Source organism: Sphingomonas faeni (assembly GCF_040407495.1).
Lineage (GTDB): Bacteria > Pseudomonadota > Alphaproteobacteria > Sphingomonadales > Sphingomonadaceae > Sphingomonas > Sphingomonas faeni_D.
Map to the genome: position 1 here is coordinate 73,089 of NZ_JAPZPP010000003.1, position 24,253 is coordinate 97,341.

At 67.0% G+C, this 24,253-nt stretch carries 28 protein-coding genes and 1 tRNA gene; 15 read left to right on the forward strand and 14 right to left on the reverse strand.

The annotated features are described in order from the left end of the window. Nucleotides 1-5 precede the first annotated feature (5 nt). Entirely contained in the window at nt 6-515 is a 510-nt protein-coding gene (locus O6W96_RS10250) for a hypothetical protein (protein ID WP_353469457.1), read from the reverse strand. Between the two features lie 295 nt (nt 516-810). Beyond that, nucleotides 811-1,899 (reverse strand): alkene reductase, encoded by a 1,089-nt coding sequence (locus O6W96_RS10255; protein WP_353469458.1) that lies wholly within the window; start codon nt 1,897-1,899, stop codon nt 811-813. 51 nt (nt 1,900-1,950) lie between these two features. On the opposite strand from O6W96_RS10255, the gene O6W96_RS10260 reads away from it, so the two are divergent. From O6W96_RS10260 to O6W96_RS10285, 6 genes are all read left to right on the forward strand, one after another. Then, nucleotides 1,951-2,943 (forward strand): DMT family transporter, encoded by a 993-nt coding sequence (locus O6W96_RS10260; RefSeq protein ID WP_435372213.1) that lies wholly within the window; start codon nt 1,951-1,953, stop codon nt 2,941-2,943. Further along, nucleotides 2,940-3,593, forward strand: a complete 654-nt coding sequence (locus tag O6W96_RS10265) for a COQ9 family protein (RefSeq protein WP_353469460.1) — start codon at nt 2,940-2,942, stop codon at nt 3,591-3,593. Before O6W96_RS10260 ends, O6W96_RS10265 begins: the two co-directional genes overlap by 4 nt. Nucleotides 3,594-3,780: 187 nt before the next feature. After that, nucleotides 3,781-4,056 carry a FeoA family protein gene (locus O6W96_RS10270; RefSeq protein ID WP_055874807.1) on the forward strand — a complete coding sequence of 92 codons (276 nt, stop codon included), beginning with the start codon at nt 3,781-3,783 and terminating at the stop codon, nt 4,054-4,056. Between the two features lie 9 nt (nt 4,057-4,065). Further along, nucleotides 4,066-5,940: a ferrous iron transporter B gene (feoB, locus tag O6W96_RS10275; RefSeq protein WP_353469461.1), complete on the forward strand. Its 1,875-nt coding sequence runs from the start codon at nt 4,066-4,068 to the stop codon at nt 5,938-5,940. A gap of 8 nt (nt 5,941-5,948) precedes the next feature. Continuing rightward, entirely contained in the window at nt 5,949-6,539 is a 591-nt protein-coding gene (gene ssb / locus O6W96_RS10280; RefSeq protein ID WP_353469462.1) for a single-stranded DNA-binding protein, read from the forward strand. A 5-nt stretch (nt 6,540-6,544) separates the two neighbouring features. Beyond that, entirely contained in the window at nt 6,545-8,077 is a 1,533-nt protein-coding gene (locus O6W96_RS10285) for a sensor histidine kinase (protein ID WP_353469463.1), read from the forward strand. Here the strand turns inward: O6W96_RS10285 and O6W96_RS10290 are convergent. From O6W96_RS10290 to metX, 4 genes are all read right to left on the reverse strand, one after another. Further along, nucleotides 8,067-8,453: a response regulator gene (locus O6W96_RS10290; RefSeq protein ID WP_353469961.1), complete on the reverse strand. Its 387-nt coding sequence runs from the start codon at nt 8,451-8,453 to the stop codon at nt 8,067-8,069. The two genes, O6W96_RS10285 and O6W96_RS10290, sit on opposite strands and share 11 nt — an antisense overlap. Before the next feature lie 103 nt (nt 8,454-8,556). After that, on the reverse strand, nt 8,557-9,144 hold the full coding sequence (gene metW / locus O6W96_RS10295) for a methionine biosynthesis protein MetW (protein WP_353469464.1): 588 nt from the start codon (nt 9,142-9,144) through the stop codon (nt 8,557-8,559). Further along, nucleotides 9,141-9,575 (reverse strand): GNAT family N-acetyltransferase, encoded by a 435-nt coding sequence (locus tag O6W96_RS10300; protein WP_353469465.1) that lies wholly within the window; start codon nt 9,573-9,575, stop codon nt 9,141-9,143. The genes metW and O6W96_RS10300 overlap by 4 nt, the downstream gene beginning before the upstream one ends. After that, nucleotides 9,572-10,726, reverse strand: a complete 1,155-nt coding sequence (gene metX / locus O6W96_RS10305; RefSeq protein WP_353469466.1) for a homoserine O-acetyltransferase MetX — start codon at nt 10,724-10,726, stop codon at nt 9,572-9,574. The genes O6W96_RS10300 and metX overlap by 4 nt, the downstream gene beginning before the upstream one ends. A 253-nt stretch (nt 10,727-10,979) precedes the next feature. Between metX and hisC the strand changes: the two genes are divergently transcribed. Both hisC and O6W96_RS10315 read left to right on the forward strand, forming a co-directional pair. After that, nucleotides 10,980-12,077 carry a histidinol-phosphate transaminase gene (hisC, locus tag O6W96_RS10310; protein WP_435372217.1) on the forward strand — a complete coding sequence of 366 codons (1,098 nt, stop codon included), beginning with the start codon at nt 10,980-10,982 and terminating at the stop codon, nt 12,075-12,077. Further along, nucleotides 12,077-12,985, forward strand: a complete 909-nt coding sequence (locus tag O6W96_RS10315; protein ID WP_353469468.1) for a prephenate/arogenate dehydrogenase family protein — start codon at nt 12,077-12,079, stop codon at nt 12,983-12,985. Before hisC ends, O6W96_RS10315 begins: the two co-directional genes overlap by 1 nt. A gap of 160 nt (nt 12,986-13,145) precedes the next feature. Here the strand turns inward: O6W96_RS10315 and O6W96_RS10320 are convergent, their stop codons facing one another. From O6W96_RS10320 to ftsE, 4 genes are read right to left on the reverse strand one after another with little or no spacing between them, the layout of a single operon-like run. Next, nucleotides 13,146-13,826: a lysophospholipid acyltransferase family protein gene (locus tag O6W96_RS10320; protein ID WP_353469962.1), complete on the reverse strand. Its 681-nt coding sequence runs from the start codon at nt 13,824-13,826 to the stop codon at nt 13,146-13,148. Continuing rightward, nucleotides 13,823-14,359 (reverse strand): YdcF family protein, encoded by a 537-nt coding sequence (locus O6W96_RS10325; RefSeq protein ID WP_353469469.1) that lies wholly within the window; start codon nt 14,357-14,359, stop codon nt 13,823-13,825. The genes O6W96_RS10320 and O6W96_RS10325 overlap by 4 nt, the downstream gene beginning before the upstream one ends. Next, nucleotides 14,356-15,249 carry a permease gene (locus O6W96_RS10330; RefSeq protein WP_353469470.1) on the reverse strand — a complete coding sequence of 298 codons (894 nt, stop codon included), beginning with the start codon at nt 15,247-15,249 and terminating at the stop codon, nt 14,356-14,358. Before O6W96_RS10330 ends, O6W96_RS10325 begins: the two co-directional genes overlap by 4 nt. Beyond that, nucleotides 15,246-15,962, reverse strand: a complete 717-nt coding sequence (ftsE, locus tag O6W96_RS10335) for a cell division ATP-binding protein FtsE (RefSeq protein ID WP_353469963.1) — start codon at nt 15,960-15,962, stop codon at nt 15,246-15,248. The genes O6W96_RS10330 and ftsE overlap by 4 nt, the downstream gene beginning before the upstream one ends. A gap of 152 nt (nt 15,963-16,114) precedes the next feature. Between ftsE and O6W96_RS10340 the strand changes: the two genes are divergently transcribed. Next, nucleotides 16,115-16,903: an MJ0042-type zinc finger domain-containing protein gene (locus tag O6W96_RS10340; RefSeq protein ID WP_353469471.1), complete on the forward strand. Its 789-nt coding sequence runs from the start codon at nt 16,115-16,117 to the stop codon at nt 16,901-16,903. Here O6W96_RS10340 and O6W96_RS10345 read toward each other — a convergent pair. Continuing rightward, on the reverse strand, nt 16,900-18,264 hold the full coding sequence (locus O6W96_RS10345) for an MATE family efflux transporter (protein WP_353469472.1): 1,365 nt from the start codon (nt 18,262-18,264) through the stop codon (nt 16,900-16,902). The genes O6W96_RS10340 and O6W96_RS10345 overlap by 4 nt on opposite strands. 112 nt (nt 18,265-18,376) lie before the next feature. Between O6W96_RS10345 and O6W96_RS10350 the strand changes: the two genes are divergently transcribed. The 5 genes from O6W96_RS10350 to O6W96_RS10370 all read left to right on the forward strand — a co-directional run bounded on the left by O6W96_RS10350 (nt 18,377) and on the right by O6W96_RS10370 (nt 21,118). Further along, nucleotides 18,377-18,463 (forward strand) — tRNA-Leu (locus O6W96_RS10350). Nucleotides 18,464-18,539: 76 nt separating this feature from the next. Then, nucleotides 18,540-18,692 (forward strand): hypothetical protein, encoded by a 153-nt coding sequence (locus O6W96_RS10355; RefSeq protein WP_165886441.1) that lies wholly within the window; start codon nt 18,540-18,542, stop codon nt 18,690-18,692. A gap of 94 nt (nt 18,693-18,786) precedes the next feature. Continuing rightward, complete coding sequence (locus O6W96_RS10360) at nt 18,787-19,569, forward strand: exodeoxyribonuclease III (RefSeq protein WP_353469473.1); 783 nt, start codon at nt 18,787-18,789, stop codon at nt 19,567-19,569. Further along, nucleotides 19,563-20,609 carry a GTP cyclohydrolase II gene (gene ribA / locus O6W96_RS10365; RefSeq protein ID WP_353469964.1) on the forward strand — a complete coding sequence of 349 codons (1,047 nt, stop codon included), beginning with the start codon at nt 19,563-19,565 and terminating at the stop codon, nt 20,607-20,609. The genes O6W96_RS10360 and ribA overlap by 7 nt, the downstream gene beginning before the upstream one ends. Nucleotides 20,610-20,638: 29 nt before the next feature. After that, nucleotides 20,639-21,118 carry a YdcF family protein gene (locus O6W96_RS10370; protein ID WP_353469474.1) on the forward strand — a complete coding sequence of 160 codons (480 nt, stop codon included), beginning with the start codon at nt 20,639-20,641 and terminating at the stop codon, nt 21,116-21,118. Between the two features lie 194 nt (nt 21,119-21,312). On the opposite strand, the gene O6W96_RS10375 is transcribed toward O6W96_RS10370, so the two are convergent. Beyond that, nucleotides 21,313-21,975, reverse strand: coding sequence for an HAD family hydrolase (locus tag O6W96_RS10375; protein WP_353469475.1), 663 nt, complete (start codon nt 21,973-21,975; stop codon nt 21,313-21,315). Then, on the reverse strand, nt 21,972-22,646 hold the full coding sequence (locus tag O6W96_RS10380) for a YggS family pyridoxal phosphate-dependent enzyme (RefSeq protein WP_353469476.1): 675 nt from the start codon (nt 22,644-22,646) through the stop codon (nt 21,972-21,974). The genes O6W96_RS10375 and O6W96_RS10380 overlap by 4 nt, the downstream gene beginning before the upstream one ends. Nucleotides 22,647-22,668: 22 nt before the next feature. Here O6W96_RS10380 and O6W96_RS10385 point away from each other — a divergent pair, with 22 nt between their 5' ends. Further along, nucleotides 22,669-23,229 carry a thiamine phosphate synthase gene (locus O6W96_RS10385; RefSeq protein WP_353469477.1) on the forward strand — a complete coding sequence of 187 codons (561 nt, stop codon included), beginning with the start codon at nt 22,669-22,671 and terminating at the stop codon, nt 23,227-23,229. A gap of 79 nt (nt 23,230-23,308) precedes the next feature. On the opposite strand, the gene O6W96_RS10390 is transcribed toward O6W96_RS10385, so the two are convergent. Further along, nucleotides 23,309-24,016 carry a hypothetical protein gene (locus O6W96_RS10390; RefSeq protein WP_353469478.1) on the reverse strand — a complete coding sequence of 236 codons (708 nt, stop codon included), beginning with the start codon at nt 24,014-24,016 and terminating at the stop codon, nt 23,309-23,311. Nucleotides 24,017-24,253 lie beyond the last annotated feature (237 nt).

Genomic DNA, 24,253 nt, shown 5'->3' on the forward strand with positions numbered 1-24,253 from the left:
CGGCGTCAGTCCTGCGCGGCCTTCTCCGGTGGGGCCGTTTCCAGCAACGCCGCCTCGACCTCTTCGATCGTGATGCCGAACGCGCCGGCAAGCCCCGCCACCGACGCGCCGCGATCGGCGAGCGTGCGGATCCGCGCGATGTCGACGATCGTCTTGTAGCTGCGCGTGTCGCGGTCGGTCTTCGATTCCTCGCCGCTGCGCGCGAGCGCGCCCGAGCGACGACGCTTGGAGATTTTCAGCGCTTCGGCGTCGTTAGTCGGCGGTGCATCGAGCCGCGACTTGATCCGCTGATCCTCCTCGATCCGCCGGCTTTCGCGGGCGCGTTCGCGGTCCTGGGACTGCAGGTCACGTTGGGCAGCGCGCGATTCGGACCGTTGTTCGGACGCCGCGAGCCGTTCCCTCGCGCGTTGCTCGCGACCGTTGGCACGCTCCTCAGCCCGCTTCGCGGCACGGTCGGCGGTGCCGGGCATGAGCGGCCCCGTTCCCCTGCCGCCGCTCGGCCAGCCGTCGGTCATCACACATCCTGTCGTCACCGGTGCGCTACCCAGAGCGCGGAAGCGCGCTGCTAAGCGATGGCGGCGCGGTTGACCAGAGGCAGCCCTTCGTGATCCTCCCCCGCCAGGGAGTGCGAGGTTGGATTGCCCCCGGCAATCCAAGATCATGCTGGGAGCATGATCGGCCTCGCACTGTGTCGCCGAAGATGACGGAGGGGGAGGACACGGACCGGTTCGCGCGTGCCTCCCCCTCCGTCAGGCTGACGCCTGCCCCCCCCCTGGCGGGGGAGGATCGAGCGTCAGCCTCCTTCACCGCTTACGCGTTGGCAGTCTCGAGCGCAGGGTAGTCGATGTAGCCCTCGGGGCCTTGGCTGTACCACGTCTTCGCATCGTCCTTCGCGAGCGGTGCACCATCGCGCAGGCGCTCGGGCAGGTCCGGGTTGGCGATGAACGGCCGGCCAAAGCTGATCGCATCGGCATCGCCCTTGTCGAGTTCGGCCTGCGCCTTCTCGAGCGTGTCATAGTCCGAGTTCACAATCAGTACGCCCTTGAACGCCTTGCGGATCGCCGGGCTGAGCTTCGGCACGTCGGTCTTGCCGAAGGTGCCGTCGGGGCCGGGCTCGCGCAGTTCGAGGAACGCGATGCCGAGATCGGACAGCGCCTTGGCAGCGGCGGTGAACAGCGCCTCGGGGTTGCTGTCGTCGACACCCTGCGAATCGCCGTTCGGCGACAGGCGGACGCTGACGCGGTCGGCACCCGCGACCGATATCACGCGCTCGGCGACTTCGCGCAGCAGGCGGACGCGGTTCTCGATCGAACCACCATATTCGTCGGTGCGGAAATTGGCGTTGTCGCGCAGGAACTGGTCGATCAGATAGCCATTGGCTGCGTGAATCTGGACGCCGTCAAAGCCGGCTGCGAGCGCGTTCTTCGTTGCCAACTCGTAGTCGGCCAGCAGGCGCGGAATCTCGTTGGTCTCGAGCGGACGCGCGACCTCGAAGTCCTTCTTGCCTTCGAACGTGTGCGCCTGGCCTTCGGTCGCAGTGGCCGACGACGACACGGGCTGCGTCTCGTAGACCGACGAATGGCCCTGGCGACCCATGTGCCACAGCTGCGCGACGATCCGGCCACCAGCGGCATGAACCGAGTCGGTGACGGGCTTCCAGGCGGCGACCTGCGCATCGGTCCACAGACCCGGGGCGAACGGCCAGCCGAGGCCTTCGCGGCTGATGCCGGTGGCTTCCGAGATGATCAGGCCGGCGCTCGCACGCTGCGTGTAATAGTCGACCATGATGTCGGACGGCACCGCATCCCTGTCGGCACGCCCGCGCGTGAGCGGCGCCATGATGATGCGGTTCGGCGCTTCGACGGCACCAAGGGTAATCGGATCGAAAAGGCTAGGCATGAGGGCTCCTTATTGGCCTGACGGGCGGAAGATAGGAGGCTACAGGGCGGCATGCATCGCCCCGACCCGCAAAGATTATCTAGCGTGCCCGATACGGCGCACGGTTTGACGACGGAGGCGAACAGTGTCGCTGCGCCGGGCCTGATCGCGTTCGCGGCGTTGGTAGTGGCGAACGTCGCACTCGCATTCGGGCCGTGGTTCGTGCGCGCGACCGAGGTCGGGCCGGTAGCCGCAGGGTTCTGGCGCCTCACGCTGGCCGTGCCGTTCCTGATCGCCCTCGCGGTCCAGCAAGGCGCGCGACCGACCCGGCTGAGCCGCGGCGTGTGGATCGGGCTGATCGTCGGCGGCGTGTGCTTCGCGGCCGATCTCGGTGCGTGGCATCTCGGCATCCGGCGCACGACGCTCGCCAATGCGACGCTGTTCGGCAACGCGGCGACGCTGATCTTCCCGATCTACGGCTTCCTGATCGCCAAGACGTGGCCGACACGGACTCAGGGCTGGGCGCTGGTACTGGCGGCGACGGGCGCTGCTCTGTTGCTCGGGCGCTCGTATCAGCTCGATGCGAAGAACCTCGTGGGCGACCTGCTCTGCATCCTCGCGGGGCTGCTCTATACGGTCTATTTCATCCTGATGGCGCGGGCGCGGGCGACGTTGGCCCCGCTGTCCGCGCTGACTTTGTCGACGCTCGCGGGGATCGTACCGCTGCTGGTGTTCGCGCTGGCGATGGGCGAGCAGGTGATGCCGACGCACTGGGGGCCGCTGATCGGGCTCGCTCTGTGCAGCCAGGTGCTCGGCCAGGGGTTGATGATCTATGCGCTCGGCCGCTTCTCGCCGCTGGTGATCGGGATCGCGTTGCTCATCCAGCCGGTGGTCGCTGGCGTGGTCGGCTGGCTGGTGTACGGCGAGCGGCTCGGCGCGGCGGATCTGGTCGGCGTCGTGATGGTGGCGATCGCGCTGGTGCTCGTCCGCCGCGGGCCTCCCCCCGAAGTCCCCCTTGAAGACGCGCTTGATACGCCTGATTTTGAACGGCAGGAGACGGTATGACCCAGGACCTTACGCTCGACGAAATCCGCGCAAAGCTCGCCCCCGGCATCGCTGCCAACGCGGCGTTCGACGGCTGGAGCGACGCCGCGCGCGACATGGCCGCGCAAGCCGAGGGGATCGACACCGACATCGCCGCGCTCGCATTCAAGGACGGCCCGGTCGACATGATCGACGCGTGGTTCGCGCATATTGATGACGTGATGCTGGCCGCGGTGCCGCCCGAGCGGCTTGCACTCATGAAGATCCGCGAGAAGATCACCGCGCTGGTCGAAGCCCGCCTGGACGCGACGTCGATCGATCGCGAATCGCTGCGGCGCGCGCTGGCGATCCTCGCGCTCCCCCAGAACCTCGCAAAGGCGACACGGCTCGGCTGGCGGACGGTCGACACGATCTGGCGTGCCGCTGGCGACGTCGCGACGGACTATAATTACTACACCAAGCGCACGATCCTGCTCGGCGTGTACGCGTCGACGATCACGGTCTTCCTCGACGACGAGAGCGAAAGTCTCGCCGACACCCGCGCGTTTCTTGACCGGCGGATCGACGGGATAATGCAGTTCGAAAAGGCCAAGGCGGGATTCCTCAAGCGTACCGAACATGGTTTCAGCCTGTCGCGATTCGTCGGCCGCCTGCGCTATCCGACCGCCTGAGGGATTTAGCGCGGGCGACTGCCAAAGATCCGTCATCCTGGGCTCGACCCAGGATCCAGAGCCGGGAACGACGCGCTTTGTAACTCTGGATCCTGACTTTCGTCAGGATGACGGGACGTCGAGACGGTCGTGACCAACGTCGGTTAGGGCTTCCCTTCCCCGGGCGTTACTGATAATCACTCGCATCATGGACACTCGCCCCGATCGTTCCGTCAGTCTCGAAACCCTGCCGCGCAAGCAGCACGCGATTGTTGCGGCAATCGAGTGGGCGCGGCTCGCCGGGCCAGAGGCGCGTCGCCTGCGCGAACTGGGCTTCGACGAGGGCGTCGATGTCGAGGTCCTGCACCGCGCGACGCTGGGCCAAGGTCCGATCGCCTGCCGTATCGGCCGGATGACCGTCGCGCTCCGTCGTGCCGTCGCCGGCGCGATCCAGGTCTCTCCCATGCCTGCCGCGGCTGAATAATCCCCTAAAATGAACGCAGCACCGCTGGTTGCGCTGGTCGGCAATCCCAATGCCGGCAAGAGCGCGCTGTTCAACGCGCTCACCGGTGCGCGCCAGAAGGTCGGCAATTATCCCGGCGTCACGGTCGAGCGCAAAGTCGGTCGGCTGATGCTCGACGACGGGCGGCCGGTCGAACTGGTCGACCTGCCCGGCGCGTACAGCCTCGAACCCTCATCCCCCGACGAGCGAGTCACGCGCGACGTCGTCACCGGCACGCAGGACGGCGAACGACTCCCCGATGCGCTGGTTGTCGTCGTCGATGCTGCCAATCTCGACAACCACCTGCGCTTCACGCTCCAGCTGATCGCGCTCGGCCTGCCGGTCGTCGTCGCGCTCAACATGGTCGATCTTGCCGAACGCGACGGGCTGAAGCTCGATCCCAAGGTGCTCGAACGTGAACTTGGCGTGCCGGTGATCCCGACCGTCGCGGTGCGCAAGCGTGGCCTCGACGAGTTGAAGGCGGCGCTGTCCGGCATCGTCGTCAACGGCCCGATGCGCCTCCGCAAATCCGACGGCAGCGTGCAGGACGATATCGTCACGCTCCAGCGCCGCGCCCGCCAGATCGCAACGTCCGCGACCGTCTCCGAGACGCAGGTCCGCCGCTGGACGCACATGCTCGACGCGGTCGCGCTGCACCCCGTCGCCGGGCCGATCATGCTGCTCGCAATCATGTTCCTGATGTTCCAGGCGGTGTTCAGCTGGGCACAGCCGTTCATGGACGCGATCGATGCGGGCTTCACCGCGTTGCAGGGGTTCCTGACCGCCGAACTGCCCGATTCGCTGCTCCGCTCGCTGCTGGTCGACGGCGTGATCGCGGGCGTCGGTGCGGTGATCGTGTTCCTGCCGCAGATCCTCATCCTGTTCCTCTTCATCCTCGTGCTCGAGGCGAGCGGCTACATGGTCCGCGCGGCGTTCCTCATGGACCGCGTCATGGCGAGCGTCGGCCTTTCGGGTCGCGCGTTCATCCCGCTGCTGTCGAGCTTCGCCTGCGCGATTCCCGGCATCATGGCGACGCGGACGATCGACGACGAGAAGGACCGGCTGACGACGATCCTGATCGCGCCGCTGATGACGTGCTCGGCGCGCCTGCCGGTCTACACGCTGATCATCGGCGCGTTCATTCCGAATACGCAGGTGCTGCCGTTCGTCGGATTGCAGGGGTTGGTGATGCTCGGGCTGTACGTGATGGGCATCGTCGGCGCGTTCGTCGCCGCGCTCGTGCTACGCCGGACGGTGACCAAGGGCGTGTCGTCGGGCTTCATGATGGAGATGCCGAAATACCAGTGGCCGCAGTGGCGCGACGTCGGCATCGGCCTGTGGAGCCGCGCGCAGATCTTCCTGAAGCGCGCCGGCGGGATCATCCTCACCTCGACGATCATCCTGTGGGTGCTGCTGAGCTTTCCCAAGCCGCCCGAACAGCCCGCGGGCGCGCCGAAGATCTCGGCGGTCGATTATTCGGTCGCCGGCCGCATCGCCAACGGCATCGCGCCGATCTTCGCACCGATCGGCTTCAACCGCGACATCGTCCTGGCGCTGATCCCGGCGATGGCCGCGCGCGAAGTCGCCGTTGCCGCGATCGGCACGGTCTATGCGATCGACGATCCCGCCAGCAACCAGGGCGGCAAGGCGATGATCGAGAACCTCCGCGGCCGCTGGAGCCTGCCGACCGCGCTCGCCTTCCTGATGTGGTTCGTGTTCGCGCCGCAGTGCATTTCGACGATCGCCGTCACCCGTCGCGAGACCAATGGCTGGAAATGGCCGGCGTTCATGGTTGGCTATTTGTTCGCCGCCGCCTACATCATGGCCGGAATCACATATTGGCTGGCGGTGTTCGCCGGCCTCTGAGGGGCATCATGGCAGGCAGCGTCAACAAGGTCATCATCGTCGGCAATCTGGGTCGCGACCCGGAGAGCAAGGCGTTCCAGAACGGCGGCAAGGTCGTCAACCTGCGCATTGCGACATCGGAGTCCTGGAAGGACAAGATGTCGGGCGAGCGCAAGGAAAAGACCGAATGGCATTCGGTCGCGATCTTCAACGAAGGTCTCGCGAACGTCGCCGAGAAGTATCTCCGCAAGGGCTCGAAGGTCTATATCGAGGGCGCGCTCCAGACCCGGAAGTGGCAGGACGCGCAGGGCCAGGACAAGTATTCGACCGAGATCGTGCTGCAGGGCTTCAACAGCGTGCTGACGATGCTCGACGGCCCGAATGGCGGCGCTGGCGGTGGTGCAGGCGGCGGCGGTGGTAGCCGCGGCGGTGGCGACGACTGGGCCGGCGGCGGTGGCGGCAACGACTTCGGCGGTGGTTCGTCGGGTGGCGGCGGCGGTTACGGCGGCGGCGGCGGTGGTCGTGGTGGCAGCGCGCCTTCGGGTGGTGGCGCACGCGGCGGCAGCTTCGGCCAGACCGGCGGCTTCTCGGACGATCTCGACGACGACGTGCCGTTCTGATTGCCGTGACGACGCTGTATTCCGTTCCCAAGACCGCCACGTTCGACGAGGCCGAGCGCTCCCGCGTGATCTCGGCCTACGACGTCGCCGGCGCGCGGGCGAAGGGCCAGCTCGACGATATCGTGGCGTTCGCAGCCGAGCTGTGTGACGCCCCGGTCGCGTTGCTGAGCCTGGTCGAGGAGGAATATCAGCGTTTCCTGGCGCGAACCGGGTTCGACCTGGAGCAGACTCCGCGCAGCATGTCGTTCTGTGCGCACGCGATGCACCATCACGAGGTGATGGAAGTGCCCGACGCGCAGGCCGATCCGCGCTTCGTCGACAATCCGCTGGTGACCGGCGAGCCGTATGTCCGGTTCTACGCCGGCGCCCCGCTCGTCTCCAGCGAGGGCGTGCCGTTGGGCGCACTCTGCGTGCTGGCGAACGAGCCTCGCGAGGGCCTCACCCGGTTCCAGCGTGACGGCCTCACGCTGCTGGCGAAGGCGGCGATGGGCCGACTCGACGACCGCCGCACCGCGCGCGAGCAGGCGATGGCCGAGGCTGAAGCCCGCCGTACGCTGGAAGCGAGCGACCTGAAGTTCCGCACGCTCGCCGACACCATGCCACAGATGGTGTGGTCGACGCTCCCCGACGGCTTCCACGATTACTTCAACGCGCGCTGGTACGAGTTTACCGGCACACCTGTCGGGACGACCGACGGCGAAGGCTGGAACGACGTGTTCCATCCCGACGACCAGGATCGCGCCTGGGCGATCTGGCGCCAGTCGCTCGACACCGGCGAGCCCTACAACATCGAATACCGGCTGCGGCATTTCGACGGCACCTATCGCTGGGTGCTCGGCCGCGCGCTGCCGGTCCGCGATGAAAGCGGCGCGATCCAGCGCTGGTTCGGGACGTGCACCGACATCCACGAACAGAAGCTGGCGTATGAAGAGCGCGAGATCATCAGCCAGGAGCTGAGCCACCGCATCAAGAACATCTTCGCGGTGATTGCCGGGCTGATCGCCTTTTCCGCGCGGGGCAAGCCGGAGTTCGCAGGAATCGCGACCGACCTGCGTCACCGGATCAACGCGCTTGGCCGCGCGCACGACTTCGTCCGCCCGCACAGCGCCAACTCGCGTCCCTCCGCCGCGCAGAACAGCCTGCACGGCCTGTTGCAGGAATTGTTCGAGCCGTATCAGCGGATCGACGGCGCGCGCATTAGCGTGACCGGCGACGATGTCAGCATCGATGATCGCTCAGCCACGCCGTTAGCGCTGCTGTTCCACGAGCTTGCCACCAACGCGACGAAATACGGGGCGCTCGCAACCGAACTCGGGACTGTACGGATCACTGTCACGGCGAGCGATGATGCGGTGAGTTTGACGTGGTGCGAACAAGGTGGTCCGTCCGTGACGAAACCGACCACGCCAGCAGGGTTTGGTACGCAGTTGATCGAAATGAGCGCGGTGCGTCAGCTAGGTGGTAGTGTGAACCGAACTTGGAACGGCGACGGCCTGATCGTCGACCTGATGATCCCGAAAGCCGCGTTCAGCCGTTGACGGCGCAAATGACGTCGTCATGAGCGATGGGATCGTCGTTGCAGGCCAGCGCTGCGGCAGCCAGAATCGCCGCGTCGCTGAACGGCTTACGGATGTACCCTAGGCACTCGGCGTCGCCGATCTGCGCAGGGTTGGCGGTCACGAACACGACCTTGACGCCGTAATCCTGCGCCATCCGCTTGGCGATCTCCGGCCCGGTTGGTCCGTCACGCAGGTTGATGTCGACGAACGCGAAGTTACAGCCCGGTGCCGCCGCGATCGCGCTGTCGCGATCCGCCGCGATCCCCGCGACGCCGTAGCCGGCATCCATGAGGATTCTCTCGAGGTCGAGCGCGACGAAGATTTCGTCTTCGACAATGAGGGCGGTCTTGGTCATCGGCGAAGTAACCAGTCGCCCGCCGATCGGTTCCGCCAAATCGGTGATTTAGATCAACCGCTTGTCCCGATATGGCCCGATCGACGCAATTTTTCACAAACGATTACCGCCGCAGCAGGAACACCGCATGCTCGGCGAGCAGGTTGGCACCCCCCGCCCCCGTGCGTTTGTCGCCCGACAGGAACCAGGCATCCTCGACAATGATCCCGCGCGCCTTCACGAAGCTGCGGAAATCGTCGATCGTGACGTGGTGGATGTTCGGCGTGTCGTACCAGCACTCGGGCAACTGCCGCGTCACCGGCATCCGCCCGCCCCACAGCAGCGACAGCCGCACGCGCCAATGCGCGAAATTGGGGAAGCTCACGAACGCGCGCCGGCCGATCCTTAGCAGATGATCGAGCACGAGATCGGGCGCGCGCGCGGTCTGCAGCGTCTGGCTGAGGATTGCGTAATCGAAGCTCGCGTCGGGATAGCCGGCGAGGTCGATATCGGCGTCGCCCTGGATCACCGACAGCCCGCGCGCGACCGCCGAGGCGACGTTGTGCGCATCGATCTCGAGCCCGCGCGCATCGACGTCGCGCGTGTCGCGCAGAGCCGCCATCAGTGCCCCGTCGCCGCAGCCGACATCGAGCACCCGGCTGCCTTGCGCGACGTTCTCGGCAATAACGGCGAGATCGGTGCGTAAGGTCATGGTGCGGTCCGCAATTGCTCGGCGAGGCCGGGCGCGAGGCGTTCCATGTAGCGGTCGGCGCGGACCAGCGGATGGAAACCGAGGTCCGCATACACGCCATGCGCGTCTGCGGTGACGAGCCCGAACCTGCGCAACCCGGCAAACGACGGATGCTCGAGAAACCAGCTCACCATCCGCCGCCCGAGCCCCTGCCCGCGCGCCGACTCCTCGACCCACACGTCGGCGAGCCACGCGAAGGTGGCGTGATCGGTGATCATCCGCGCGAACCCGACCTGCTGCTCGTCCTGGTACGCGCCGAGACAATGCGACCCGGCGATCGCGCGCTCGACCAGAGTGCGCTCGATCCCCGGCGACCAATAACTGCTCGCGAGCCAGCCGTGGATGCGATCGACCTGCAGCTTGCTCGCGTCGTCGGACAGGGTGATGGTCATCGGCCGGCCTTCAGGAAGCCGTCGACCACCCGGTTCAGGTCCGGCGCCTCCAGCAGGAACGCATCATGGCCATACGGGCTCGACAGCTCAACGAAACTGACCGGCGCGCCCGCTGCGTTCAGCGCCTGGACGATCGCACGCGACTCGGCGGTCGGGTACAACCAATCGGTGTCGAAGCTGACGAGGCAGAACCGCGATTTGGTCGCGCGGAAGGCGTTGGCGAGCAGCCCGCCATGCTCCTCGGCGAGGTCGAAATAATCCATCGCCCGCGTGATGTAGAGGTACGAGTTCGCATCGAACCGGTCGGTGAACGCGAGCCCCTGATGGCGCAGATAGCTCTCGACCTGGAAGTCCGCGTCGAAGCCGAACGATTTCGCGTCGCGCGCCTGGAGTCGCCGCCCGAACTTCTCGGTCAGCCCCGCTTCCGACAGATACGTGATGTGCGCCGCCATCCGCGCGACCGCGAGCCCCGCGGTCGGCGCGTTGTCATCGTGATACTCACCCCCACGCCAGTTCGGATCCGCCATCACCGCCTGCCGCCCGACCTCATGGAAAGCGATGTTCTGTGCGGTGTGGCGCGCGGTAGAGGCGATCACGACGCACGCCTTCACGCGCTCAGGGAAGGTCGCGGGCCAGCTCAGTGCCTGCATCCCGCCCATCGATCCGCCGACCACCGCGTGAAGCACGGCGACGCCGAGATGATCGAGCAGCATCGCCTGCGCACGCACCATGTCGCGGATCGTGATGACCGGGAACCCCATCGCCCAAGGCCGCCCCGTCGCCGGGTTGATCGTCGCGGGGCCGGACGTCCCCATGCAACTGCCGAGCACGTTCGCGCAGACGACGAAGTGGCGCGCAGGGTCGATCGGCTTCCCCTCGCCGACCATCCGCGTCCACCAGCCGGGCTTGCCGGTGCGGGGGTGGTGCGAGGCGACATGCTGGTCCCCGGTCAGCGCGTGACAGATCAGGACCGCATTCGACGCATCGGCGTTGAGCGTGCCGTAGGTCTCGTAGGCGATATCGACCGGCGACAGCAGCACGCCGCCATCGAGCCGCAGCGGCCCCGGCAACGTAACGCGCCGCGCAAGACCGAAGCGCTGGTCGGTCGGAATGTCGATAGCGGACGTGTCGAGCATGACGCGCGCTACCATAAGGCAGCAGCGTCGTGCCAGCGTGCAGTCGTAAGTGTGCGGTCGGGCTGTGATCCCTTCACACCGTCATCCTGACGAAAGTCAGGACCCAGGGTAACGAGCGGCGACATGCGTGGCTCTGGGTCCTGACTTTCGTCAGGATGACGCTGGACGGGCGGGGTTCCGATCCTTGCAAGCGGCCCCCCACTCCCACGCACAAAAATTTGCCACCGCGCCACCGCGCCCGCTATGTCCCGCGACCATGACAAACATCATGCCCGCACCCGCGCCGAAGCCCTGGATCCTGGGGATCGCGCCGTACACGCCCGGCCGCTCGACGACCGACGATGGCCGCACGGTGATCAAGCTGTCGTCGAACGAGAACCCGCTTGGCACCAGCCCCGCCGCCAAGGCCGCATTCGACGCCGCCGACCGGACGTTGGAACGCTATCCGGATGCGAGCGCAGTCGCGCTGCGCGAGGCCCTGGCGGCGCATTACGATCTCGATCCGGCGCGCGTGATCTACGGCACCGGCTCGGACGAGATCCTCCATCTCATCGCGGGCGCCTATGCGGGCCCCGGCGACGAGATCGTCCACGTCCGCTACGGTTTCGCTGTGTACGAGATCGCGACGCGCCGCGTCGGTGCCGAGCCGGTGATCGTCGACGACCGCGATTATGCGACCGATGTCGACGCGATTCTCGCTGCGGTCACCGAGCGTACCCGCGTCGTGTTCGTCGCCAACCCGAACAACCCGACCGGCACGTTCACGCCACGCGCCGAAATCGCGCGACTGCATGCGGGGCTGCCGAAGTCGGTGCTGCTGGTGCTCGACCAGGCCTATGCCGAATATCTCTCGCCCGAGGAGGACGATGCAGGGCTCGCGCTGGCGATGACCGAGGCGAACGTGCTCGTCACGCGGACCTTCTCGAAGATCCACGGGCTGGCCGCCGAGCGGATCGGCTGGGGCTATGCGTGCGCGCCGATCATCGACGCGATGCACCGCATCCGCGCGCCCTTCAACGTGACGACGGCTGGCCAGGCGGCGGCGGTCGCCGCGATCGCCGACACCGCTTTCGTCGACGCGACGCGCGCGCATAACGACACGTGGCGCGGCTGGTTCGTCGAGCAGATCGGGCAGATGGGCAATGCCGGGCTCCGTGCGGTGCCGTCGAAGGCGAACTTCGTGCTCGTGCTGTTCGAGGGCAAGCTGACCGCCGACGCCGCGTATCACGGGCTGATGGACGCAGGCTACATCGTCCGCTGGCTGCCGGGCCAGGGCTTGCCCAACGCGCTGCGCATCACGATCGGCACCGAGGCGGAAACGCGCGGCGTTACGGCCGCGCTGCGTGCGTTGGTCGAAGCCGCCTGATGCTGCCGTTCGCGCGCGTCACGATTATCGGGCTGGGGCTGATCGGCTCGTCGATGGCGCGCGCGGTGCAGGCGACGATGCCTACGGTCCGCGTCACCGGCTACGACGCCGATGCGACCGTGCGCGAAACCGCCGACCGGCTGCAATTCTGTGACGACGTCGCGGACTCAGCCGGCGCAGCGGTGATCGACGCCGACCTCGTCATCCTGTGCGTGCCGGTCGGGATCATGGGCGAGGTCGCTGCCGAGTTCGCGGCCGAACTGCCGGCGGATGCGATTGTCAGCGACGTCGGCAGTTGCAAGGCGGAGATCGTCCGAGCGCTCACCGAGGCACTGCCCAACGCGACCGTGATCCCGGCACACCCGGTCGCGGGCACCGAGCGGAGCGGCCCGGAGGCTGGCTTCGCAACGCTGTTCCGCCACCGCTGGTGCATCGTCACGCCCCCCGAAGGTGCCGACCCGGTCGCGGTCGAGCGCGTGTCCGAATTCTGGCGCAGGCTTGGCGCGCAGGTCGAGACGATGGCGCCCGAGCACCACGACCGCGTCCTCGCTGTTACGAGCCATCTGCCGCATCTGATCGCCTACACGATCGTCGGCACCGCCGGCGATCTGGAGGAAGTGACCCAGTCCGAAGTCATTAAATACTCCGCCGGCGGGTTCCGCGATTTCACGCGGATCGCGGCGTCCGACCCGACGATGTGGCGCGACATCTTCCTCAACAACCGCGAGGCGGTGCTGGAGATGTTGCAACGCTTCTCGGAGGACCTGAGCCATCTCCAGCGGGCGATCCGCTGGGGCGACGGCGATGCGTTGTTCGACCTGTTCACGCGGACTCGGGCGATCCGGCGGAGTATCGTCGAGCAGGGCCAGGACGACGACGTGCAGGATTTCGGACGTACCCACGGGTAAGCTGGGTCTCTCCCCCCGTTCAGAATTGCACCACCCCGGCGGAGGCCGGGGCCCAGTTGGGCGACGTTGCCAATCTGCGCTGCGAGCCGTTACTCCGGCCTACCCAGCGGGGCCCCGGCCTCCGCCGGGGTGGTGGATTGGTTGGGGTATCCTTCCGAAACTAATCCAGCGCGTTCATCGCCGCGTGGACTCGCCGCTCGGCCTCTTCCCGCGGCAAACCCGGCGGCACCACCTCGCCGAATCGGAAGGTGATCACCCCCGGCAGCTTCGGCCCCTTTTTCGGCCACACCAATCCGCTGTCGCACGCGATCGGCACCGTCGGCATCTTCAGCGCACGATACAGCCCGGCAAACCCCGGCTTCAGCGGCGGATGCTCGCCCGGCGACACCCGCGTCCCTTCCGGAAAAATGAGGATCGAGCGCCCGGTCGCCTTCGCTGCGGTCGCCTCGCGCATCATGCTGCGCATTGCCGTCGCCGATGCTTCGCGGTCGACGACGATCGCGCCGTAACGCCGCGCCGCCCAGCCCCAGGCCGGAATATCCGCAAGCTCGCGCTTCAACACGATCGCCGGGCCATCGAGCAACGCCTGCAATTCGAGCGTCTCGAACATCGCCTGATGCTTGCACGCATAGAACGCCGGCTCGGTCGGTCGCGTCCCTTCCACGCGGATATGCACGCCGAGGATCACGCGTGCGCACCACCGATGGAAGCGCGTCCAGATCGTCGAATGCACGATCACCGCGCGCGAACCGAACAATGCCGAGATCGGCACGGTCACCACGATCGGCACCGAGATCGTATAGAAAACGAGCATGAACGCCCAGTTGCGCAGCCAGATCATCCGCCAAATCCAATCCACAATGCGATCCGGCGAAGGATCAACTTGTTATATTCGTTGACTAAAGTCCCGAGCCGCGGCGTCCCCGGCACGCCGTCGCCAAGGATCACGACGTTCTGGTCGAGCGCCGCCGCCAGCTCCATTCGCGCGCGCGCGACGTGCCAGTCCGAGGTCACCAGCCGCACCGACCGGTATTTGTGCGCTCTCACCCACTGTGCGGTCTCCTCGGCGTTCGAGCGCGTATCGACCGCGTCCGCACCCAGATCGATGCAGCACGCGAACACCGCCGGCGACGTCCGATACTCGAGCGCAAGATCGATCGGCCGCACCCCCGGCGCGACGCCGGTCACCAGCATCCGCTTCGCCTGGTGATCGCGGAGCAGCGCGATGCCGCGGTCGATCCGCCCTGCCCCACCGGTCGGCACGACGATCGCGTCGGAGGTGAAACCGTCGAGCGGCTTGGGCAACAGCAGCATGAACACCGCGAACCCGAACGCCCAGGCGAGACCCAGGATGCCGAGGAACCGCACGATCACAGGATATGCCTCAACGCGCGCACGATCGTCACGCGCGCGGCGAGCGTGGCCAGCACGACGAACGCGACCGGGAGCAGCGCCAGCACCACCCAGTCGACTCCGCCGAGCGTCACCCCGCCGAGCAGTTCGGAGCCCAGCCCGTGCAACCGGATGCCGATGAATGCGACCACCAGCAGCGCCGCGACGCCGCCGCCGACACCACCGATCGTCGCATCGAGCGCGATCCGCCGCTGGAACAGCCGCGCGACCTGCAGATCGGTCGAGCCGAGCATGTGCATCACCGCGATCGTCGCGTGATGCGTCTGGAGCCCCGCGCGCGCGGCAAGCACGACGACCGCGGCGGTCGCGCTCGCCATCAGCAGTACCAGCGCCAGCGCGAGGAACGTCAGCGACCGCATCACGTCGTTGACGGGCGACATCCAGCTTTCGTGGCGGTCGACGCGGACGATCGGGCTCAGGCGACGCACTGTGGCCGCGACGCGCGCGGCCGCCGCTCCGTCATGATCGGCGAGGTCGACGTCGATCATCGCCGGCACGGGCAATTGCGGGTCCGCGCCATCGGACCCGAGCCAGGGTTGCAGCAGCCGCGTGAGTTCGGCGCAGTCGACCGGCGTTGCCGTCGCGACCGCCGGCATCGTCCGCAACGCCGCCAGCACGCGCGCCGCGACGGCGTCACGCCGCACCGGATCGCCGTCGACGACCTGCACCGTCAACCGCCCCGCCAACTGTCGATCGAGCAAGCGCGCCGCACCCGCGGTCGCCAGCCCCAAGGCGGCGGCAAGCATCGTCAGGAACAGCATGATCGCCATCACCCACGTCATCGCGCGCAGGCCGCCCGCTTCGTCGAGCACCCGGCGTTCGGCCGATGATCGCGCCTTCACCCTCATCATTCGGGCCGCGTCGGTGGATAGCGGAGCGAACCGGTCGGATCGAGCAATCGCCCGCGATCGAGCCGCATCATCTGTGCGCCCGGTATCCGCCCGAGCAGGTGGAAGTCGTGCGTCGCGACCACCACGGTCGTCCCCAGCTTGTTGAGCGATTCGAACAGATGCAGCAGCCGCTCGGCCATGTCGGGATCGACATTGCCGGTCGGCTCGTCCGCGACGAGGATCTCGGGGCGCGCGATGACGGCACGCGCGATCGCGACGCGCTGCTGCTCGCCGCCCGACAGCGTCGCGGGGCGCGCATCGGCGCGGTCGCCGAGCCCGACCCAGGCGAGCATCTCGCGCACCGGTTGCTCGATATCCGCCTCGGGCATGCCCGCCACGCGCAACGGCAGCGCGATATTGTCCCAGGTCGACAGATGCGGGACGAGCCGGAAATCCTGGAAGACCACGCCGATCCGCCGCCGAAACCCGGGCAGCCGGTCGCGCGACAACACCACCGCATCCTCGCCGAACAGCCGGATCACGCCGCGCGTCGGCCGCTGTGCGAGATACAGCAGTTTCAACAACGAGGTCTTCCCCGCGCCGCTCGCCCCGGTCAGAAAATAGAACGCACCGCTGCGCAAGGTGAAGCTGACGTCCGACAACGTCTCCGGTCCCGCGTCCGGCCCCGACCCGTATCGCAAGCCGACATTTTCGAATTGGACGATATTCGCCATGACGTGGTTGCGCCCGCTCTCGCCCGCTTGATGCCCGAACCATCGCTTTCGCATGAAAGCCCGCGCCGCTTCAAGCTTGCCACATATGCGGGCCGCGTGCTTATTCGGCACAAGACCGGTCGCGCTCCAGCGGCCGCTGGTGAAGCGCATCCATGATCCTCCAATGTCCCGAGTGCAGCACGCGCTACCTGGTCCCCGACAGCGCGATCGGGACCGAGGGGCGCACCGTGCGCTGCGCCAATTGCCGGCATAGCTGGTTCCAGGCCCCCGCACCGGTGGTCGAGGACGCGTTGGAGATCCCCGAGCCAACCCCGCTCGCGGCCGCGCCGCCACCACTCGCCCCACTTGCGCGTCCGCCGATCGCGGAGCCTACTGAACGGTTTGCGCCTTTCGTGCCCGCTCCGCCGTCTTTCGTCCCCGCTGCGCCTGTCGCGCCAGAACCGACCGTCGTCCCGACGTTCGTGCCACCGACGTTTCCGCCGGTTGCCGAGCAAGCCCCGTTCCGTCCCCGCAGCAATACGACGCGGCGCTGGACGATCATCGCGGTGCTCGCCGGGCTGCTGATGCTGATCGCTGCGGGCGCGATCGTATATCTCGGTGCGCCAGGCGTCGCCGCGAAGTTGGGGCTCGGGACCGGCAGCGACGAGACGCCGCTGCGGCTGCGCGACAATCCGATCGAGCGGCGCGAACTCGACAACGGCTCCGAGCTGTTCGCGGTCAGTGGCCAGGTGACCAACCCGTCCGATCAGCGCCAGCGCGTGCCCGACATCCGCGCCGAACTTCGCGATGCGCAGGGGCGGCTGGTCTATAGCTGGACGATCACCCCGCAGCAGCGGACGCTGGCGCCGGGTGGTGCGATCGACTTCAACTCGGCGACGCTGAACGTGCCGGCGAACTCGAAGCGTCTCGAGTTGAGTTTTGCAGGCGAGGCAAGCCGCTAAGCGCGCCGCAAACGCCGACTCACGATCCAGAACCGCGCGCCGTGCAACAGCGCGGCCGTCAACATGCCGAGGCCAGAGGCATAGACCAGCGCCATCGGCCCCCTCCCGGCGTGGACCATCCACCAGCCTGCGCCACCGGTGACGACGAAATACGCGACGATGCTGTTCACGCCCGCGACGACCTGATCGCCTAGCGAACGAAGCGCATAGACCAGCACTACCTGCGCGCCGTCGAACAGGATGAACGGCGCCCATACCGGCAACATCGCCAGCGCGACCGCGTGCGTCGCGGCATCGGCCGGAAACGCCGCGACGATCGGCCCTCGCGCGACGATCAGCACGATCCCGCACACGCCCAGCGCAAGCATCGACAGCCCGGTCGCGATCAGCGCGCGCGAAATACCGTCCTTGGGATCCCCCTCGCCCACCGCATTGCCGACACGGACGCCACACGCGGAGCCAAGCCCAAGCGCCAACCCGAACGTGACGTTGTGGACCGAGAACACGATCTGGAACGCATGCGCGACGTCGTCGCCGAACTGCGTCGACAGTGCGATCAGGATCGAGAAGCCGGCCAGCTCAAGCCCCGACGCGACGGCGGGCACGATCCCGAACACCGCCAGCGCGGCGATTCCCGCCGGCACGCCACGCCATGCAGCCAGGTCGATTCGCCGAACGCCGCGCTCCTTGGCGCGCGGCAAGGTCAGCGCTGCCGCGATCATCCCAACCGCCCCCAATCCCGACGCGATCGCAGTGGCCATTGCCGCCCCGACCGCCCCCATTGCCGGCAACCCGAGATGACCGCCCGACATCGCCCAGGCCAGCACCGCGTTGAGCGGCAGGATCGACAGGTTGACCACCGCGACGCGGCGCGGTCGGCTGACGCCCTCCAGGAAGAAGCTGGCGGCGACGATCATCAGCTGCGGCGGATAGGTGAACGCCATCACCCGCACGACCCGCCCGGCAGGCTCGACCAGCGCCGGCGCGACGCCGATCCCGGCGAGCATGACGTCCGCGAACACGAACATCACGCCGCCGACGACCAGCCCGAGCAGCAAGCCGAGTACGAGGCCTTCGCGGAGCACCTGCCCAGTCCGCGGCAGATCTCCCGCCCCGTCGGCACGCGCAGTATGGACGAGCACGCCCGACAGCCACGCAAGCCCGGTGACGATCGCAATGAACGTCAGCGAGCGGCTCGCCCCCAGCGCCGCCACCTCGTGCGCGCCGACCAGCCCGACAACGATCACGTCGGTGACGTGCAGGATCGTCCAGTTGAGGCTGGTCAGCATCACCGGCCACGCCAGCGCCAGAATGCGCCGCGTTTCGGCCTTCAGATCGGCAGAGATAAAAGCTGCAGGCATCATTTGCGGTACCGGACCAACGCTTTTTCGCAAAGGCCGTTGCGCGATGCGGAAAGCCTTGCTAGTGGCGCTCGCCTACCAGATGCCGGGTTCGCCCGGTGATGTTTCATGGGCGGCCATGGCGGAACTGGTAGACGCGCAACGTTGAGGTCGTTGTGGGCGAAAGCCCGTGGAAGTTCGAGTCTTCTTGGCCGCACCATTTTTCCAGATAGAATGAACCACCCTTTCAAGGGCCCCCCTTTCGCTGTTGCGCGTTGGGCTTGACGGAGGCTTGCATGAGTTCGATCGACGACACCATCATCGACACGCCCGAGGGCCCGATGACGTTTGCGCAGTGGAAGAAGAAGAACCCCGTCCAGCTGCCCTCGCGCCGGACCAAGGGCAAGAAGCTGCCGAACAAGGTGAAGCTGACCACCGACGAGAAATAGCGGCACGCTCGGGTTCCAGCGGTCGAGGATAAAGCGCTGCGATCCCGCCCCGCGCTTCCTTGTCCCCATCTCCCCGCAACGCTACATCGCGCCGGTGAAGATCGTATCCTGGAACATCAACTCGGTCCGTTTCCGGATCGCCATCGTCGAACAGTTTCTGCGCGACGAGCAGCCCGACATCCTGTGCCTGCAGGAGACCAAGGTCATCGACGGCGACTTCCCGCTCGAGGCGTTCCGCGCGCTCGGTTACGAGCACATCGTCCTGCACGGCCAGCGCATGCACCACGGCGTCGCGATCCTCAGCCGGGTGCCGATCGTCGAGGACGACCGCTTCGACTGGCAGGCGAACAGCGAGGCGCGCCACATCGGCGTCCGGCTGGAGAACGGCGTACGGCTCGAGAACGTCTACGTCCCCGCCGGCGGCGATGTCCCCAATCGCGAGGTGAACCCCAAGTTCGGCCAGAAGCTCGACTTTATCGAGCGCATGACGACGTGGTCCGAAACACTGGCGGGCCCCACTATCCTGGTCGGCGACTTCAACATCGCCCCGCTCGAATCCGACGTCTGGAGCCACAAGCAGTTGCTCGACGTCGTCAGCCACACTCCGATCGAGGTCGAGGCGCTCGGCAAGTTGCAGGCGTCAGGCGACTGGGTCGATCTCGGCCGCCATTTCCACCCCGCCCCCGCCCGCCTGTTCACCTGGTGGAGCTACCGCGCAAAGGATTGGGCAGCCTCGGACCGCGGGCGAAGGCTCGATCATATGTGGGCGACCGGTGCCGCCGCCGAAGCCGCGGTCTCGCACCACGTCTACGAACGCTGCCGAAGCTGGTTGAAGCCGTCCGACCACGTCCCGATCATGACCGAGTTCGCATTTTGAACCCGCGCGCCGCCGCCCGCGCGGTCGACGCGCTCAGGCGTGGCTGGCCGATCGCGATCGACGGGCTTGTCCTGCTCGCGGTCGAGACGGCGGATGCTGAGCGCCTGGCTGCGTTCGATCCCGAAGCGAACGGCGGCGTGCTGATCTCGTCGGGGCGCGCGGCGACATTGAAGCTCGCGAACCAGCTCGCGGCGGCGGATCCGACCGAGCCCGTGCTTGTCGATCGCGCGCCCTGGATCGACTTCGCCGCCGCGACCGCGCTGGCCGATCCGCAATTCGACCTCGCGACGCCGTTGAAGGGTCCGTTCCGCACGCTCCCAGTGAGCGATCCCGAAGCTGCGGCCGGAGCCTTACGCCTCGCGAGGATTGCCGGACTGCTCCCCGCCTTCTTCCTCGGCACCGGCGAGCCCGAAGTCGGCATAACCACTGCCGATATCGACGCGCACGAGGACGCGAACCGGCTGACGCTGGCGGCACGCGCGCGGCTTCCGGTCGAAGGCGCGGAGGATGCGGAGATCGTCGCGTTCCGCAGCCCCGAGAGCGCGGACGAGCATATCGCACTGCTGATCGGCCAACCCAACGGTCAGCCGCCGCTCGTCCGCCTCCACAGCGAGTGCCTGACGGGCGACGTGCTCGGCAGCCTCAAATGCGACTGCGGGCCGCAGCTGCACGCCGCGATCCACGCGATCCAGCACGGCGGCTGGGGTATCCTGCTCTACCTGCGCCAAGAAGGCCGCGGGATCGGGCTGGTCAACAAACTCCGCGCCTACGCGTTGCAGGACCAAGGCTTCGATACGGTCGACGCGAATACGCGGCTCGGCTTTGCGGTCGATGCGCGCGATTTCGGTGTGGCGGCGCGGATGCTCACGCTGCTCGGCCAGCGCGAGGTTCGGTTGCTGACCAACAACCCCGCCAAAGTCGCCGGGCTCGAAGCGGCAGGCGTGACGGTGATCGAACGCGTGCCGCACTTCCTCCCCTCAAACCCCCACAACGCGCAGTATCTCGCCACCAAGCGCGACCGCACGGGCCATCAGTTCTGACCAATATCCCACCCTCCCGGCGCCTGATCGTGGTGTTCGGTGCGGCCGTTCGTCCCGATGGCAGCCCGAGCCCTACCCTCGCCCGCCGTATCGCCTTCGCGGCGGCGGCGGCAACGCGGTATGTCGATGCGGACCTGTTCTGCTCGGGGGCGAAGGGGACGTACGGGCCTTCGGAAGCGTCCGTGATGGCCGAAGTGTTGGAAGAGACGGTCGACCGCTCGCGGATCCATCTCGACGAGACCAGCGTGGATACGCTGCAAAGCGTCGTCGCCGCGACCGCCTTCGCGCGCGCGGGCCAGTATGCACAGTGCATGATCTGCACCGACGGCTATCACCAGCCCCGCATCCGCATGCTGTTCGCGATGCTCGGCATGCCCGCGAGCGCGATCCACATGCCGCATGGCGGGAGCCGGCGGTACCAGCTTAAGATGCGGACGCGCGAGGCGGCGGCTATCCCGTATGATCTGGTTGCGGGGATCGGCGCGATCTGGCGGCGGAACCGGGGCTGACGGCCTGCGCGCGCAGGATTGAAATCGACGTATCACGAATCTTCCCCCTCCCTGAAAGGGAGGGGTCGGGGGTGGGTCGGCTTCCGCATAATCGAACGCTGGTGGCTCACGCCGCCCTACCCACCCCCAGCCCCTCCCTTTCAGGGAGGGGAGCCTGCAGCTTTCGGGATAGGCCGACTGACAGTCGATCCGCTCTAGTCCAGAAGGCGCGCGACGTCGGCAAAACTCTCCGCCAGCGCATCAACACCGATAGCTTTCAGCCGCGCGCCGTGCTCCGCATTACAATGCGATCCTGCCGACAAACCGATGACATAGCCCCCCGACGCCACCGCGCCGGTCGCACCCACCGGCGAGTCTTCAAGAATCGCCGTCCGCGCAATATCGACCCCAAGTTGCCGCGCCCCGAACAGATACAGGTCAGGCGCAGGCTTCCCGTTCGTCACATGCTCCCGCCCGCTATAGAGATGATCGCCGAACGCATCGCGCAAGCCGATATGCTCCAGATGCCGCGCGATCCACGCGACCGGGCTCGACGACACGATCGCCTTGGGCAGGCCGGCAGGAAGCGAACGCACGAACGCCACCGCGCCCTCGATCGCGTCGACACCGGCCGCCATTACGCGCTCGTCCTCAGCTTTGCGCGCGGCGTAAAAGTCCTCAGGCAGCGGCCGGTCGATCCAGCGCTCGATCGCATCGGTGAACTGCGGCCCGGCGAGCCCCATGAAGTTCGCCATCGACTCGTCGGCGGTGGTCGGGTGACCGGCGGCGGTGAGCCATTCGGCGATGTGGCGATTGCCGACGGCCTCGCTGTCGATCAGCACGCCGTCGAAGTCGAACAGCAGCGCGTCGAACTTCATGCGGCCGTCCCCCGAGCGCCGAACAGCGCGCTGCCGATCCGGACATGAGTCGCGCCGATCGTCACCGCGGTTTCGAAATCGTCCGACATGCCCATGCTGAGGCCGGTCAGCCCGTGGTCGCGCGCGAGCTTGGCCAGCAGCGCAAAATATGGCGCCGGCTCGATATCCGCAGGCGGCAGGCACATCAGCCCAGCGATCGGCAGGCCGGCGGCACGCGCCTGCTCCACCAGCGCGGGCAGGTCCGCAATCGCGCAACCACCCTTTTGCGGCTCATCACCGATATTGACCTGGAGGAAACAGTCCGGCCGACGATCGCTCGCCTCCATCGCCTTCCCCAGCGCGGTGACGAGCGACGGACGATCGACCGCATGGATGCAGTCGAACAATGCCACCGCCTCGGCCGCCTTGTTCGACTGAAGCTGCCCGATCAGGTGCAGTTCGACGTCGGGATACGCCGCACGCAGCGCCGGCCATTTCTCGGACGCTTCCTGAACGCGGTTCTCGCCGAACACACGCTGGCCTTCGGCGAGCAATGGTTCGATTGCCTCCACCGAGTGCGTCTTGGAGACCGCGATCAGTGTCACGTCGTCCTCGCGGCGATCAGCGATCTCTGCGGCCTTGGCGATCCGGCTGCGGATGGCCAGCAATTTGGTGGTGTCGTCAGCAATCATGCGGCGCGCTATAGGCAGCGGCGTGGCTCGTCGTAACCCCATTCCCGCGCGCTGGCTGATGACGGACGAGCGAATGGGCGACGCCTTGTGGCGGGCGCTGAGGCGCTTGCCGCCGGGATCCGGCGTGGTGTTTCGGCATTATGCCACGCCCGAGCGAGAACGGCGGGCCTTGCTGCGGCGGGTTATCCGCATCGCACAAGCGCGCCGGCTGGTCGTCGTGGTGGCCGGAAACTCTTTGATCGCGGCCAACGGCGTGCATGGTCGGGCACGAACTCACGGGATCAGAACCTGGCCTGCGCATTCGAGAGGCGAGGCCTTGGCTGGCAAGCGCGCCGGAGCTGCTGCCCTGTTCGTATCGCCGGTTCATGCCACCCGGTCGCACGACGGCTCGGCGGGAATCGGTCCAGCGCGGGCCATACAAATTGGACGAGGACTTGGGATACCAGTGATCGCGCTCGGCGGAATGACCGAGCCGCGCTGGCGGCGCATCCAGCGGTTCGGCTTCCACGGCTGGGCCGCGATAGATGCGTGGCTACCTACAACGCGCCGTCATCCTGACGAAAGTCAGGATCCAGTGCCATGAGACGCAGCGATCGGTTACTCTGGGTCCTGACTTTCGTCAGGATGACGGAAAGAAAGCCGAGCATTGCTCCGCCGGGCGCTTAGAAGCGGAAGGCAGTGCCCAGATACACGGCCTGGCTGTCGCGACGGTCGTCATCGACCTTCACGAAGCGCTCACGATCCGACCGATACCGCACGCCCGCCGTCACCGCGAGGCTACGCGTCAGAGCGTAGGACCCGCCAAGATCGACCGAATAGCTCGGCGCATCTTCAACAAGCCGCGGTGCATTCGACAACGGACGATCCGCCGCAGCCTTCACCGTGCCGCTGAACCGCTTGGCGCTATAGCTCACCGAGAGGTCGGCCGCTTCACGCCCACCCGGCATCGCGCCGAGATCGAGCTTGTTCACGTCACCCGAGATCGCAAACCGCTTCCAGCCGACCGACATGCCGAGATTATACGCGATCGGCGCGATCCCAACGGTCGGCGTGGTCGAAGCAAGGCTGGCTGTGTTCGCAACACCGCGGTTGGTCTGCGCACGCACCGCAACGGTCACCGCGCGGTTATCCTGGCGCGTTTCGGCAGGCGTAAAGCGGAAGCTGCCCGCGTCAAAGCCACCGCGCGCGAACATCGCGGCAAGGCGGGGGTCGGCAGCGGCTGGTGTAAATGATCCGATACCGCGAACCGCGGCGACGTTATGCTTGGCTATCCGGGCGGGCTGTTCGCTGGCGCCGAACGCGGGCGCGACGATTGCGGCGGTGGCGACAAGCGCCCCGGCAACCACCCCGAAAATTCCCCCACGCGTCATCACAACGAATCTGTCCTTCGAATCCCGTAATCGGATCCTGTTAAACCGCATCTAACATGAATTGATCCACAGCGAAGGCCGCAGAACCGCCCATTCCCACCCTTCGTAGCCGAATTGTCAGACAGTGTTGCAATCAGCACACAGATCGCTGCGATAGCGCTACCGAATCGGTCCTAACCGACCCGTTTCGGCAAGCCGATACCGCCCTGCCGTGCGCCACGACTGGATACCCGCGTC